This window comes from Wolbachia endosymbiont (group A) of Aleiodes leptofemur, from assembly GCF_964028465.1.
GTDB classification, from domain to species: Bacteria; Pseudomonadota; Alphaproteobacteria; order Rickettsiales; family Anaplasmataceae; genus Wolbachia; species Wolbachia pipientis.
The window spans coordinates 1155179-1169152 of sequence record NZ_OZ034782.1 but is presented as its reverse complement, the minus strand read 5'-3'; the positions used below and the strand labels follow the sequence as shown (position 1 = coordinate 1169152).

The window sequence follows — 13974 nt, the reverse complement described above, 5'->3', positions numbered from 1 at the left end:
TCCTGCCTAGCGAGCTTTCAGCTAATTTGAGATCAAATCCTCATATTGCTTACTAAGTTTGTATTTCCTTCCTCTATTGGAAAAATCTACAATCTTGATAAACCCCATTTCCACCCACTTTTTACAAAGTTGCGCACTGGTACGAGGCTTAAAATTAAATAGTTCGCCAACCTGACTAGCTGTAATAGCGGAAAACTCCTGGAAGAGCTCAAGAGCTTTGCGTTGTTTAGGATCAAGCTTACGTATAAGATCAGTCTGATCAGCGTGGTATTCTTCTTTATTTATACGTTGTAAAACGTTCTCAAATGAATTTGCCATACCTTCTACGAAATACTCCACCCACTTAGTAATATCTGCTTCAGCTCGTCCCATGTAATAGTTGTGCGATGGACCTATACTGATTGCTTCATAATACGCTCCTAGATTCTTAGCATAATATTCTTCCAATGAATAAAGTCCTTTTAGGTCATACCCACCAAGGTGTAAAATTAATGTAGTCAACAATCTTGCAGTACGACCATTACCGTCATAGTAAGGGTGAATTGTTACAAATTGATAATGCGCAATACCTGCAATAATTGGGCAAGGCACTTGCTCACTGTTACGAATCCAATCAATCATACTGCTCATGAGCTTTGGTACATCCTTTGCTTCAGGTGGCATATAAATTATTGCACGTGTAAGACTATCGCGGATAACATTTTGACCATCACGATAAGGTGTTGATTTTATTTTAGATTTTCCACTTGCTATTACTAGAGCATGTAGTGTTTGAACAGCTTTCTCAGTAATGGGTATTCTCCTTGCTGCCCATTGTTCAACTTGAGTTAAAGCTGCATAATATCCTTTAACCTCATTTTCATCTCTCCTATATTTTGGAAAGTGGCTTTTACCACTTAAAACCTCTTCAATCTGTTTAGGTTCAAGTCGATTTCCTTCAATCATAGTAGAATAGTGTGTGGTATAAAGCCGTGCAGTTTCACGAAGGGACGAGAGCATCGATACAGTGAGTGGCAAATGTAACACTTTTTCTTTTGCTGCTTCAATCTTCATAAGGCAATTAGCAATTTTAGAAGTAATCGTATAATTTGGCATCGGCATAATATCTGCATTACATTACTTCTATATTATGCTGATAAAATGCAGATAATACAACATTTACACGACGCCGACCATAAACAGCAATAAATTCGGCTGATTGAGAAAGAAGTTTGTCTTGTAGAATAGCTATTTCTTTTTCTCTGCCAATTATTGGTTCACTCATATGTTTATTCCACGGAAAATTATACACAGCGGAATAAAATTATCAACTTTGTTTTACCGCCGTATTTACAGCGTGGCGGTAAAAGATAGAGCATCTCATAATTGGCTATTCTGGGGGTAGTTTGGTCACCTACATTATCAAGTCTTCTGATGAACTTTGTGACAATATACCTAATCATTGTACGTAAAGTTTGTATTCGAGGCAAAACTGACTATAAAATACACTTGATATAAATGTTTTTATATATTAACATTAGATGCTTCTTTTAATATACAGATAAATGTGTACTAAAAGTTTTATGTTGTAGGTTTTTAAATAAATTGTATGTCTAGAATATCGTTTTTATTAATTTTAATAATAGCAATAGCAAGCTTGCCGATAATAAACAATTGGCTTTCAAATCGCAGCCAAATGCTAAACGATGATTATATAGGTGAGAAATTAGATAATTATATAAGCAGAAATTTTGATAAGATCGTAAAAACTCTCAAAGAGGAGTCGATTAAAAGTAGTTACGCTGCTCGAGATAATGTAACCAAAAGTAAAATTTCACAATACAAGGATCAAATATTTGACCTTACTTATCCTTACTCCGGAAATGAAAATAGTAGTGTTATAGCTGTAGGCTTCCTTGACTATTCTTGTGGACATTGCAAAGCTATAAAGAATGATATAAAGCAGTTAATTAACGACGGCAAAATTAAGTATATCTTTAGGGATGCTCCAATACTTGGTAACGCTTCTTTAAAGGCAGCAAAAAGTGCTTTAGCTGTCTATTTTCTCGATAAAGAAAAATATTTCGATTTTCACCATGCTGCTTTAAGTCACAAAGGAGAATTTTCAGACGAAAGCATATTGGATATAGTGAAAAACATAGGGATTGATGAGGACGATTTTAATGATTCCATAAAAGATAACGCGGACAAAATTGAGCAAATGATAAACAACAGTAAGCTTCTAGTAAGAGATTTGGGAGTAGGTGGTACACCTTTTTTAATAATTGGAGATAGCCTGTTTGTAGGAGCAACTGATTTGAATGTATTACGCAAAAAAGTAGATGAATTAAGTCACAAGCAAGGCTAGTTACAGTTTGCCATAAAATTTTATTTTTTTGCTTGACAACTCAAATGAACCTGAGTATAGTATAGCATTTCTCATAATAGTCCGAATAGGTCATAGGAAGGCAGAATCAACAGCACGACGAAAGGATTCGAATAGAGGAATGTTTTTCCTGGCTCTGTTTTTTATAGCAAACCAATGATGCTCAATTTTGTTAAAATCTGGAGAATAAGGCGGCAGATACAAAATTTCTGCACCGACTCCTTTAGCGAGCTTGATAAGCTTATCAGACTTATGAAAAGTAGCATTATCAAGAATGACAGTTTGTCCAGGTTCTAAGATCGGTGCCAAAAATTGCTCAAACCATCCATTAAAAATATCCATATTACAGTGGCCTTCAAATGTTAATGGAGCAACTATCTTTCTTCTACTTAAGGCTGCAACCATGCTGATTCGTTGAGTTTTTTTTCCAGATTTTAGGGCATAAAATCGCTGTCCTTTCTGGCAATACCCATATGGATAGTCCTCCGTGTTATCAATCCCAGACTCATCTATATACACTAAGTTTTCTGGTTCTTTTGTTGCTATAATTTTTAAGAATTCAGCACGTTTTTCTTCGTTCCTTTCCTTGTATCCATATGTCTTTTTTTGCGCGTAAATCCAATTTTTCTGAGAGCTCGGTGGATCGTTTCGATACTAACGTTGCCCCAAAGTTTAGCCATTTCCGACAGAGTTTTTCTACCGTGTTTTTTAGCAAATTCGATAAACTTATTCCAGTCGATAATTTTCTGATTGTAACCTCCATTACCGAGTTTTTTGACTGAAAGTCGCCTGTTTCTTTTTTTCTTTGCTTCCACTCCCACAAAGTAGTTCGTCCAATTTTAAATCTTGCTGCCACTGCTTCTCTGCTTTCCCCTTCGTCTAGTGCTTCCATTGCTTTTTTTCTTAAATCATAACTATATGCTGCCGGCATCCAACCTCCTTATCGCCATCTATCCTTAATCTTATCATATCCGGACTTCTGTGGAAAGAGCTATATTTAAGAGATTTTGATAATATTTAACCCACTCGCTTTTCTATTTTCCATATCACGATGTGCTTGAATTATTTCATCAAATTTATATTTTTTATTGATCCGTACAGTTAAAAGTTTTTTTCTTATCATCTCGAAGATTTCCATTGTGGTAAGCACTAATGTGAATCTATCATGCTTATAATGGTATATTGAGGTTCCAGTTGCAAATAACGAACGTGAACTAAGTAAAGAAAAACTAATAGGAGCGTTACCTGATATCTGCCCATAGGAAACGTATATGCCGAACCTGCCTAAAGATTCAAAAGAAAGCTTGCTTGTAGCGTAACCTATAGGGTCATACACTGCACCTACTCCTCTGTTTTGCGTAATCTCCATAACTTTAGAAACGAAGTCTTTATCATTGTAGTTTATTGCGTATGTGCAGCCACTTTGTAAAGCTATCTTCATTTTTTCATCAGAGCTTACAGAACCTATCACTACACCTTTTTTATCCTTTGCCCATTGGCATATTATTTGTCCTAAACCACCATTAGCCCCATGAACTAGCACGAAAGCACCAGGCCTAACTTTATAAGATTGATTAACTAAATAGTGAGCTGTCATACCTTTAAACAGCACTGCAGCAGCAACTTCATCAGATATGTCATCTGGAATTTTTATCAGATATTTCTGGTGTATAATGCGCTTTTCACAATATGCCCCTGGAGGAGCTGTGCAATATCCAACTCTGTCTCCAACCTTCAATCCATCACTGATTTTTTTACCAAGCTTTTCAATAACTCCCACTGCTTCTACCCCAAGCACTGATGGTAAATTTTTAATTTTGCGCGTACCTTTTCTGTGCTCTAAATCATAACGATTTAAGCCGATAGTTGTGTGACGTACTAAAACTTCCTCGCCTTTTGGCTCACCTATACTCTTATCTACAAATTCTAATACTTCTGGTCCCCCAGTTTTTTTAATTTGTATAGCTCTAACCATGATGAATATTAAGATAAAAACTTTGATTATGTTATCTAACAATTAATATTTTGCAAAGTTATTGTTTTCACAATCAATAGACTTCTTGCGTTACCTCCTGTCATTCCAGTGTCAGCTACTTGGATGACACCCTATTGATTACTGAAATGACACGGTTTGCAAACATTCTGTTACTTAAGCTTAAAGAACGTGTATGATAGTGTTATTTCGCCCAAATCTTTTGTATTACTATCAAGCATTATCTCAGGATCTATATAGAAAGATACAGGCATAGCTGCTTTTTGTTTTGGTAGCAACATTTGCTCTTCAAAACAAAAGCATGCAACTTTATTGAAATACTTACCTGCTTTGAAAGGCGTAACATTATACACCGCCATACCAAATGAAGGCTGATCAGATAGATTTTTTGCGTAATAAAACGCTAAACTTTGTTCTCCTATGTTTACGTCAACGTAGTTAGTTTCTGATTTAAACTCCCAAGGTAGATCGGACATTATATCAGCATTGAAATGGACCCTGATCTTTTGGTTAGTTATATTTGTTGTTGTGTTAGTTACTTTTCTTATTGTGCCACCATACCCAGTAGCTTTACAGAAAATGCTATATAGAGGTACCGATGCATATGCAAGACATATCATCGACACAACTAAAGATACTAAAAAGAAAACTATAGAATTCTTACTGCCTTTCCTTAAAAAGGAAAACATCTAATCCCTATTGTTGAACAAGTTAAGTAACCTGAGTAGATTGAGAAATATATTAATAAAGTCAAAATAAAGATTAGTTGCACCGAGTATTGCCAATTTAGTAGTAGCAACTTCTGATCCGTCATTATGTTTATAATAAACGTCCTTGATTCTTTGAGCATCATACGCAGTCATTAAGGTAAAGACTATTACTGATATGAACGATATTGCAAAGTGGAGAGGACTACTTCCAAGAAATAAATTTACTATAGACGCAATGATTAACCCCCAAACTCCCATAATCAAGAAAGAGCCCATACTTGTAAGATCTCTTTTTGTAGTATTGCCATATAAAGCCATAGAGCCAAACATGATTGATGTAATGAAAAACGCCCTTGCTATATTTTCTGCAGTATAAACTATAAAAACATAAGATAAGGAAAGCCCCATTAACACTGAGAACGAGAAAAATATAGTAACGGCAGACTGAGCACTTAGGTGTTGAATTCTATAAGACATGTAGAACACCAATGCAACCGGAGATAACATTACCACAAGCGATAGAACGGGATTAGAATAAATTACTTGAAAAAGACCAGAAAATACTGTTAAAAATGCAACAAGCCCTGTGACGCCCAAAGCTAAAGCCATGTAATTATATACTTTAGTTAGGTAACTTCTAAGCCCAGCACTATAATAAACGCCTTGAGAGCGAATATCCTGTTCATTTCTCATATAAGACATAATATAACTCCTTTTATCCATTACTTAACACATTATAATATAAAACCATATTTTTATCAAGTGTTTTTATTATAAACAGCTATGCGCTGGCATTTGTTTTAATATAAATAGAATATAGGCCTATTGCTGCTGCGTTTGAAACATTTAAACTGTTAATTGCATTTGACATTGGGATTTTTAAAAGATAATCACAATTTTCTTTAACTAACCTCCGCATTCCTTTCTCTTCAGAACCAAAAATAATTACTCTTTTTTTCTCAAAACTCTTTATTTCATCTATATTTTCTTTAGCATTGCAATCAAACCCGTAACACCAGTAGCCGACCTTTTTTAAATACTGCATAGTTTTTACTATATTTGTAACGTATATTAGCGGAACAATATCTAAAGCCCCACTTGCTGCTTTTGCAATAGATGCATTTTCACTCGGTGAATGGTTATGTGGTAAAACCAATGCGTCGACATTAAAACAAGCTGAAGTTCTTAAAATTGATCCAATATTGTGCGTGTCAGTGACTTGATCTAAAATGACTATAGTAGAACTGTCGTTTGAGCTTTCAGCTACTTCTTCGATGCTTAAGTTATAGAGAATAGGGGCAACATTTAAAGCAATTCCTTGATGGTTAGCACCTTTGGGTAAAACGTCATTAAGTATTTTGTTTTCTACTAATCGAACTTTAATGCCCTTACTATTTGCATATTGCTTAATTTCTTTTTCGTGTTCTCTATAGAAATTTTCTGTTACTAACAGTTCTATACACCGCCTATTTTTATTCTTCAGTGCTGACATGCAGGTGTGCTTTCCATACAGCCAAAAATTCTCATTAGTTTTTGACGATTTCATCGTATTATTGAAAATCGGGTTTTTATAGAATAAGCAACATTTTACTATGTTTAGATATTGTTGTAAAATTATACAATTCGATTAATGCGTTTATGTCGGACGATGAGTTGGATTGGCAAAAAAATGTTAAGCCAATAGAATGTAGAAAAGTTACTTTGAAAGTTGATCATAAAGTAAATATAAAGTCTATGGTTGATAAAGGTACCCCCGACTTACAAGGGAATTTTCTTAATACCAATAATGGTAACTCATCATTTTGTCTTGACTACAACACAAAATCAAAGATTGATAGGGGTAAATATTTTATAAGCGATAAGCTCGATTTGCATGGCTATAATATAGAGGATGCTTACTGTAAATTGATAGATTTTATTATCAAAAATTATCGAGCAGGAAATAGATGTTTATTGGTAATTACGGGATACGGCAGTGCAACAAATAAAACAGACACTATAAAGAATAACTTAAATAAGTGGTTAAATGATACTAAAATCCAGTATATGGTTCTATACTACCAACAAGCTACGAAAAAACATGGTGGTAAAGGGGCTTTTTATGTTTTATTAAGAAGGAATAAAAACCTTGAGTCCTGATACTTAAAATTCCTTTTAAGCCTTAATTTTTCTTGTATAACCATACAGTGTTCGGCAGCGCGTGACGCACAACTGTGCGAACATTGTGATTTGGGTCTACCAGGAAGGATGTCTCCCAGTACCTCTTTTCCCGTCATCCCGCTACGTGTTAGCGGGATCTCATTTCACTTTATGAGGGTGTCATCCGAATAGCTTGACTACTTGGATCCAGATTGGATACTGAGTTGGTGAGTATAAAAGTATAGCTTCTACGTCATACCGCCGCGGTATCTCAGCCGCTAACAAGTAGCGGGGTGACGAGTTATAGCTCTTTCCACAGAAGTCCGGATATGATAAGATTAAGGATAGATGGCGATAAGGAGGTTGGATGCCGGCAGCATATAGTTATGATTTAAGAAAAAAAGCAATGGAAGCACTAGACGAAGGGGAAAGCAGAGAAGCAGTGGCAGCAAGATTTAAAATTGGACGAACTACTTTGTGGGAGTGGAAGCAAAGAAAAAAAGAAACAGGCGACTTTCAGTCAAAAAACTCGGTAATGGAGGTTACAATCAGAAAATTATCGACTGGAATAAGTTTATCGAATTTGCTAAAAAACACGGTAGAAAAACTCTGTCGGAAATGGCTAAACTTTGGGGCAACGTTAGTATCGAAACGATCCACCGAGCTCTCAGAAAAATTGGATTTACGCGCAAAAAAAGACATATGGATACAAGGAAAGGAACGAAGAAAAACGTGCTGAATTCTTAAAAATTATAGCAACAAAAGAACCAGAAAACTTAGTGTATATAGATGAGTCTGGGATTGATAACACGGAGGACTATCCATATGGGTATTGCCAGAAAGGACAGCGATTTTATGCCCTAAAATCTGGAAAAAAAACTCAACGAATCAGCATGGTTGCAGCCTTAAGTAGAAGAAAGATAGTTGCTCCATTAACATTTGAAGGCCACTGTAATATGGATATTTTTAATGGATGGTTTGAGCAATTTTTGGCACCGATCTTAGAACCTGGACAAACTGTCATTCTTGATAATGCTACTTTTCATAAGTCTGATAAGCTTATCAAGCTCGCTAAAGGAGTCGGTGCAGAAATTTTGTATCTGCCGCCTTATTCTCCAGATTTTAACAAAATTGAGCATCATTGGTTTGCTATAAAAAACAGAGCCAGGAAAAACATTCCTCTATTCGAATCCTTTCGTCGTGCTGTTGATTCTGCCTTCCTATGACCTATTCGGACTATTATGAGAAATGCTATACTATAACCTTAATCCAAAAACTATCATTAAATGGAGAAAACGGTCTTTTGCCAAAGACGCTGATATGGGTCCGAAGCATGCAAGATCAACTGTTTTAACTTTAGAAGAGGAGGCTGTAATTGTTGCATTTCGTAAGCATACTCTATTGCCATTAGATGATTGTCTCTACGCTTTGCAAACCTCAATCCCACACTTGACTCGCTCTAGTCTACATCGTTGCTTACAGAGGCACAGCATTAGCAGACTACCAGATGTTGATGGCGAAGTTAAACCAAAAAAGAAATTCAAACAATATCCTATAGGCTATTTCCATATTGATATTGCAGAAGTTAGAACAGAAGAAGGAAAGTTATATTTGTTTGTTGCAATAGATAGAACATCCAAATTTACGTATGTTGAGTTGCATAAAAGTGCTACAAAACCTATAGCTGCTGAGTTTCTACGTAATTTGATTAAAATTTTACCATATAAAATCCACACTATTTTGACAGATAACAGTGTACAATTTACCAACCAAAAACGCCATAAATACGCTTTTCAACATATATTTGATAGAGCTTGTGAAGAAAATGACATTGAACACCGTCTAACAAAAGTTAGCCATCCTTGGACAAATGGGCAAGTTGAGCGTATGAACAAAACTTTAAAGAATGCCACTGTTAAGAAGTATTACTATCAGTCTCACCAGCAACTCAAAGAGCATCTTTATGACTTTGTTATGGCCTACAATTATGCTAAAAGACTCAAAACTCTTAAGGGTCTTACACCTTTTGAGTTTATATCTTTACAGTGGACAAAATCTCCTGAATTGTTCATACTAAATCCACACCATCACACTCTGGGACCATACACTTTCCTGTGTTTCGTAATATTATACAATCAAATTGATAAAAGCTGTATTATCTCCTTGCAGCATTAAGTGTATATTTTTTGCTATTTTTTCCACTAAGGGAGTAACATTATCAAAATTTGAAAATTTTGATAACACATAATCTGCTAAGCTTCTTTGATCTTCAGGTCTACCCACTCCAAATCTCAAGCGCCAATAATCGTTGCCAATAAAACTATCTATGGATTTAAGTCCATTATGTCCAGCAGAGCTACCACCTTTCTTTATTTTTATTCTTCCAAGTTCCAAATCAGCGTCATCGTGTATGACAACAATATTATCTAGCGATAATTTGTAAAAATTTCGTATTTTTGCAACAGGGATGCCTGAATTATTCATAAATGAATAAGGCTTTATTAACATGATTTTATTATCATTAATTATGCCAGAGGTTATTAGATAATCGGCTTTTTTAGAGAACGACTGGAAATTCCAATATTTGCAAATTGTATCAACTACGATGAAGCCGATATTATGATAAGTTAACTCATATTGACCACCAGGGTTACCAAGCCCAACTATCAGGTGCACTATTCCTCTGTTTCTGCTTGAGGTTCTTCAACGTCACTATCGGCAGCAGAAATTGTAACAATGGTAAAATTTTCTTCTTCATGAGCTACAAACTTAACACCTTCTGGTAATTTTACATCATTAATATGTATAGACTGGCCAATCATTTTACCGGATAAATCAACTTCAATGACCTGAGGTATTTTATCAGGAGAGCATTTAACAGCAATAGAACGACACAAAACATTAAGCACTCCACCTAATTTGATTCCTGGAGCTTTACTTTCATTCACAAATGATAGAGGTATGTCTATTTTAATTTCACTGCCTTTATCAACAAACTGAAAATCAACATGTTGCACAGTATCCTTTACTACATGCAATTGGATATCGCGAACAAGAGCATATTCCTTTTTGCCCGAAATATTCAGCTCTATCAAATGTGCAGAAAGAGAGCCTGACTTATATTGCTTTGTGAATTCCTTTGCAGACAATGTCAAATTTACATTATCATGGCCCTTTCCATATATGATTCCAGGGATGTTTCCTTTCTTCCTTAGAGAATGCATCGCTTTTGTTTTTGTTATATCACGTAACTCTGCATTAATTGTTACTATTTCCTGTTGCGTCATCGGTTACTCCTATTCAGCTAATCCTTTTAATATAATTTAATAATAATATAACATAAAAATATTTATTTCAAACTTCATTCTTTCATACTAATTGTTTGTGAAAGGATTTATTTAGATATATATTTAAGCTTATTTAACAAGAACTATGGGCATTGACGATAAAGTAGTTTTTAGGATTTATAAACCAACAAGAACTGCAACACAATCTGGTTTAGGTAATACAAATTTCTGGCACCTAAAAATTGAATCTGGCTCTTACTACATTGAACCTTTGATGGGGTGGGTTGGCTCAAAAGATCCAAAAAAACAGATTGTATTAAAGTTTGATTCTCTTGAAAAAGCAGTATTCTACGCAAAAAAACGCAACGTTAAATACATAATTGAAATGCCAAAAAATGTTAAGAGGCTGCCAAAATCTTACGCAAGCAATTTCATACTAAAGTAAGTTGCACAACAAATGGTGTTATGCAAGTAGCTGACACTGCTCTCCTTTGTCATCCCAGTGCCCAGACACTGGGATCCAGGAATTTTATTAAGTTGGTAAGCATAAAAATAGCTGTTTTACGTTAAAATACAATGTTTTTGATGATTATGGAAAGGCTGGATCCCAGTGTCAAGCACTGGGATGACACCATTTGTTGTAAACTCACTTTTACTCTATGGTTATACTACCTTGCCGCTATCCTGAACGGATACAAAGTAAGTTTTATTGTGATGTGCTCATCTGTAAAAAATAAGACTTAATCTCACTGTTGATCATGGATTTTAAGTTGTGCTAACACACTGCGGCCATTTAAAGAGTCAAGATTTTTAACCTGGCTAGCCAGTATTAAAGAGTTATTTTTCAGGTATTTCTTTACAAGGCTTGCAAGTCTTTTTGGATTATTTAAATAGCTCCACTCTGCTTGTAAAACTTTTATATCACTTTGTACTAAATTAATTTCACTTTTTATTTTTATTAGCTCTCTATTTAACGACTGAACATGTAATTTTACCTTAAATAGTCCTACAATGCTAAGAAAAAACATAACTATTGAGATGATGCAGAAAGTTCTCACGACAACCTCTGTATAGCTCTTAGTTTTGCTGAGCGTGAACGCGGATTTGCACTTACTTCTTCTATACTTGCTTCGATCACTTTTTTATTTAGCAGAGAGAATGTCTTGCAATCAGTAGCACATAAATCTTTAAAAAAAGTTTTGACTATACGATCTTCTAAGGAATGAAAGGTGACGACAATTAATTTGCCATTCTCACTTAAAATCTCAGATGCAGCTTTAATACCCTTTTCAAGTTCTCCCAGCTCATCGTTTACCCATATTCTGATTGCCTGAAATGTTCTGGTTGCAGGATCAATTTTGCTTTTTCCACGAAATACCACGGAACGTACAATATCCGCAAGCTCAAATGTAGTTTTGATAGTTTTCTTCTTCCGTGCATTTATTATTGCTCTTGCAATTTTGCGAGAATGACGTTCGCCTCCGTAGTTATATATAGTATTTGCGATTTCTTCTTCGCGTAAAGCGTTAACAAACGTTGAAGCGTTTATATAAGAAGAGTTATCCATGCTCATATCGAGTGGACCATCATGTAAAAATGAGAACCCTCTATCTCCGTTATCAAGCTGCATAGATGAAACTCCGATGTCAAAGACCACTCCATCCACCCCGTTTGATGTCATTCCAGCGCGTGACCAGTTATTTTTTCCAGTATCAAGTACTGGGATGACAGGAGATGGCTCAACGCTGCTTAGTATACTTTTAATATTACTAAACTTCTCAATGAATAGTTTTATTCTATCTGGATATCTAACGCTTAAATCATCATAAAACTTAGTTACCGTTTCATCTCTATCAATTGCATATACTTTGCAATCAGCTGACTCCAATATTGCTTTGCTATACCCTCCAGCTCCAAATGTGGCGTCCACGTATATGCCACCATCCTGCGGTGATAGTAGTGATAGCATCTCTTTTAACAAAACTGGAGTGTGTGTCATATCAAAAAATTTAAGTACAGTTGGTGTAGATATCCTACTCTACTCTACTCTTCACATCAATTTTATTTATGTACATAGATTTTCTTGCCAAAATATGGTATCTTATCGGAATATATGAGCAATAATATTAAAATTAAGGTTTAATATTGTTAATATAATATTCACATAACGTTCACATTTTTTTTTATATATAAGATCAAACAGGCTATAGGGAAATTATGCAGCAAATAACAAAAGTAATATTTTCAAGTTTGATTTGTAACACTTTATTGTGGTATGACCACATGCTTTTTGGCCACTTAATCAACATAATAGGTGGTGTGTTTTTTCCATCGGATGATCAACTAACCAGCGTATTGAAGGCTTTTGGAGTGTTTGCAGTGGGTTTCTTAATGAGACCAGTCGGTGCTGCTATATTTGGTCACATTGGTGATAAACATGGCAGAAGAGTTGCCTTATTGCTCTCGATTATATTAATGACTTTATCAACCGTATTAATTGCTTTTGTTCCAGGTTATCAAAGCATTGGAATACTAGCGTCAATGCTGGTAGTGTGTTTAAGATTATTGCAGGGTATATCTCTTGGAGGAGAAGCAGGAAATGCACCATTTTTAATAGAACATGCTCCTAAAAACAAAAAAGGATTTTTTGGCAGCATTGAAGTATTAAGCGCAATTTTTGGTTCAGTATTAAGCTTGATAGCGGTACTCATATGCAAAAAAGTATCTGATTTTGAATCTTGGGGGTGGAGATTACCTTTCATTTTCAGTTTAGCAATGGGATTAATCAGCATATATATGAGATATATACTTGATGAAAGCCCAGAGTATAAAAGACAGAAAAATCCATCTAAATTGCCATTAAAAGAGTTATTAAATAGCTATAAAAAACCTTTTCTGATATCAGTTGGGGTTGATATAGTTGAAAACTCATCTCTTTACATATATCTGGTATTTTTCAATGTGCTTACGAATAAAATATTAACAGTAAATACTCATTTTAATCACATAGTGAAAATACTGAGTCAAATTGCGCTCGGAGGGTTGACAATATTATTTGCTATACTTTCTGATAAGATAGGAAGAGAAAAAGTTATGAAATTTGCATTTATAGCTTTTGTAATAGTGAGTTATCCAGTTTTCTCAATGTTATGTAGTGGCAATTACTTGCTCACTTTTATGGCACATATTCTTTTTATAATTCCAATAGCTGCATCGCTTGGCCCTGTCAGTGCATTTATGTGTGAATTATTTCCAACAAAGGTTCGGTACAGCGGATTTGGTTTGTCAAGAAATATAGCTGCTGGATTTTTTGGCGGCCTTGCACCATTTATATGCACAACAATTATCAAGGTTACAGGACAAGAGACTTCAGCTAGTTTTTACATGATTTTCTGTGCATTAATTGGGCTAGTTGCTATATCGCAAATTAAGGGTGAGCTTTCTTCAAAATCACCCAAAGTAAACCAAGTATAGTTGCAG

15 protein-coding genes and 2 pseudogenes are annotated in these 13974 nt (G+C 35.0%); 6 read left to right on the top strand and 11 right to left on the bottom strand.

Annotated features, from left to right (window positions below; translation table 11 throughout):
• Nucleotides 1-21: 21 nt before the first annotated feature.
• Both ABWU67_RS06255 and ABWU67_RS06250 read right to left on the bottom strand, forming a co-directional pair.
• Nucleotides 22-1095 (bottom strand): Fic family protein, encoded by a 1074-nt coding sequence (locus tag ABWU67_RS06255; protein ID WP_264373652.1) that lies wholly within the window; start codon nt 1093-1095, stop codon nt 22-24.
• A 16-nt stretch (nt 1096-1111) separates the two neighbouring features.
• A complete protein-coding gene (locus ABWU67_RS06250; RefSeq protein WP_007548541.1) occupies nt 1112-1264 on the bottom strand; it encodes a hypothetical protein in 153 nt (50 codons plus the stop codon).
• A 324-nt stretch (nt 1265-1588) separates the two neighbouring features.
• Between ABWU67_RS06250 and ABWU67_RS06245 the strand changes: the two genes are divergently transcribed.
• Entirely contained in the window at nt 1589-2347 is a 759-nt protein-coding gene (locus tag ABWU67_RS06245; RefSeq protein WP_341821992.1) for a DsbA family protein, read from the top strand.
• 90 nt (nt 2348-2437) lie between these two features.
• On the opposite strand, the pseudogene ABWU67_RS06240 reads toward ABWU67_RS06245, so the two are convergent.
• The 5 genes and pseudogenes from ABWU67_RS06240 to rlmB all read right to left on the bottom strand — a co-directional run bounded on the left by ABWU67_RS06240 (nt 2438) and on the right by rlmB (nt 6614).
• Nucleotides 2438-3296 (bottom strand): annotated as a pseudogene (locus ABWU67_RS06240) (IS630 family transposase).
• A 66-nt stretch (nt 3297-3362) separates the two neighbouring features.
• Nucleotides 3363-4340: a quinone oxidoreductase family protein gene (locus tag ABWU67_RS06235; RefSeq protein ID WP_038199239.1), complete on the bottom strand. Its 978-nt coding sequence runs from the start codon at nt 4338-4340 to the stop codon at nt 3363-3365.
• 170 nt (nt 4341-4510) lie between these two features.
• Complete coding sequence (locus ABWU67_RS06230; protein ID WP_010082343.1) at nt 4511-5047, bottom strand: cytochrome c oxidase assembly protein; 537 nt, start codon at nt 5045-5047, stop codon at nt 4511-4513.
• Nucleotides 5048-5770: a Bax inhibitor-1/YccA family protein gene (locus ABWU67_RS06225; protein WP_010962942.1), complete on the bottom strand. Its 723-nt coding sequence runs from the start codon at nt 5768-5770 to the stop codon at nt 5048-5050.
• Nucleotides 5771-5849: 79 nt separating this feature from the next.
• Nucleotides 5850-6614 (bottom strand): 23S rRNA (guanosine(2251)-2'-O)-methyltransferase RlmB, encoded by a 765-nt coding sequence (gene rlmB / locus ABWU67_RS06220; protein WP_038199241.1) that lies wholly within the window; start codon nt 6612-6614, stop codon nt 5850-5852.
• Between the two features lie 92 nt (nt 6615-6706).
• Between rlmB and ABWU67_RS06215 the strand changes: the two genes are divergently transcribed.
• The 3 genes and pseudogenes from ABWU67_RS06215 (at nt 6707) to ABWU67_RS06205 (ending at nt 9382) form a co-directional block, all read left to right on the top strand.
• Nucleotides 6707-7207, top strand: coding sequence for a Smr/MutS family protein (locus ABWU67_RS06215; RefSeq protein ID WP_353281955.1), 501 nt, complete (start codon nt 6707-6709; stop codon nt 7205-7207).
• A 367-nt stretch (nt 7208-7574) separates the two neighbouring features.
• A pseudogene (locus tag ABWU67_RS06210) lies at nt 7575-8433 on the top strand (IS630 family transposase).
• 22 nt (nt 8434-8455) lie between these two features.
• Nucleotides 8456-9382 carry an IS481 family transposase gene (locus ABWU67_RS06205; RefSeq protein WP_410541764.1) on the top strand — a complete coding sequence of 309 codons (927 nt, stop codon included), beginning with the start codon at nt 8456-8458 and terminating at the stop codon, nt 9380-9382.
• Here ABWU67_RS06205 and pth read toward each other — a convergent pair.
• Nucleotides 9335-9883 carry an aminoacyl-tRNA hydrolase gene (gene pth / locus ABWU67_RS06200; RefSeq protein ID WP_065094970.1) on the bottom strand — a complete coding sequence of 183 codons (549 nt, stop codon included), beginning with the start codon at nt 9881-9883 and terminating at the stop codon, nt 9335-9337. The genes ABWU67_RS06205 and pth overlap by 48 nt on opposite strands.
• Entirely contained in the window at nt 9883-10494 is a 612-nt protein-coding gene (locus ABWU67_RS06195; RefSeq protein ID WP_010962412.1) for a 50S ribosomal protein L25/general stress protein Ctc, read from the bottom strand. The genes pth and ABWU67_RS06195 overlap by 1 nt, the downstream gene beginning before the upstream one ends.
• 145 nt (nt 10495-10639) lie before the next feature.
• Here ABWU67_RS06195 and ABWU67_RS06190 point away from each other — a divergent pair, with 145 nt between their 5' ends.
• A complete protein-coding gene (locus ABWU67_RS06190; protein WP_010962411.1) occupies nt 10640-10939 on the top strand; it encodes an NADH dehydrogenase ubiquinone Fe-S protein 4 in 300 nt (99 codons plus the stop codon).
• Between the two features lie 301 nt (nt 10940-11240).
• On the opposite strand, the gene ABWU67_RS06185 is transcribed toward ABWU67_RS06190, so the two are convergent.
• Nucleotides 11241-11552, bottom strand: coding sequence for a hypothetical protein (locus tag ABWU67_RS06185; RefSeq protein ID WP_007548286.1), 312 nt, complete (start codon nt 11550-11552; stop codon nt 11241-11243).
• Nucleotides 11549-12493 carry a 16S rRNA (cytosine(1402)-N(4))-methyltransferase RsmH gene (gene rsmH, locus ABWU67_RS06180; RefSeq protein WP_006279684.1) on the bottom strand — a complete coding sequence of 315 codons (945 nt, stop codon included), beginning with the start codon at nt 12491-12493 and terminating at the stop codon, nt 11549-11551. The genes ABWU67_RS06185 and rsmH overlap by 4 nt, the downstream gene beginning before the upstream one ends.
• A 218-nt stretch (nt 12494-12711) precedes the next feature.
• Here rsmH and ABWU67_RS06175 point away from each other — a divergent pair, with 218 nt between their 5' ends.
• Nucleotides 12712-13968, top strand: a complete 1257-nt coding sequence (locus tag ABWU67_RS06175; protein WP_353281953.1) for an MFS transporter — start codon at nt 12712-12714, stop codon at nt 13966-13968.
• Nucleotides 13969-13974: the final 6 nt, after the last annotated feature.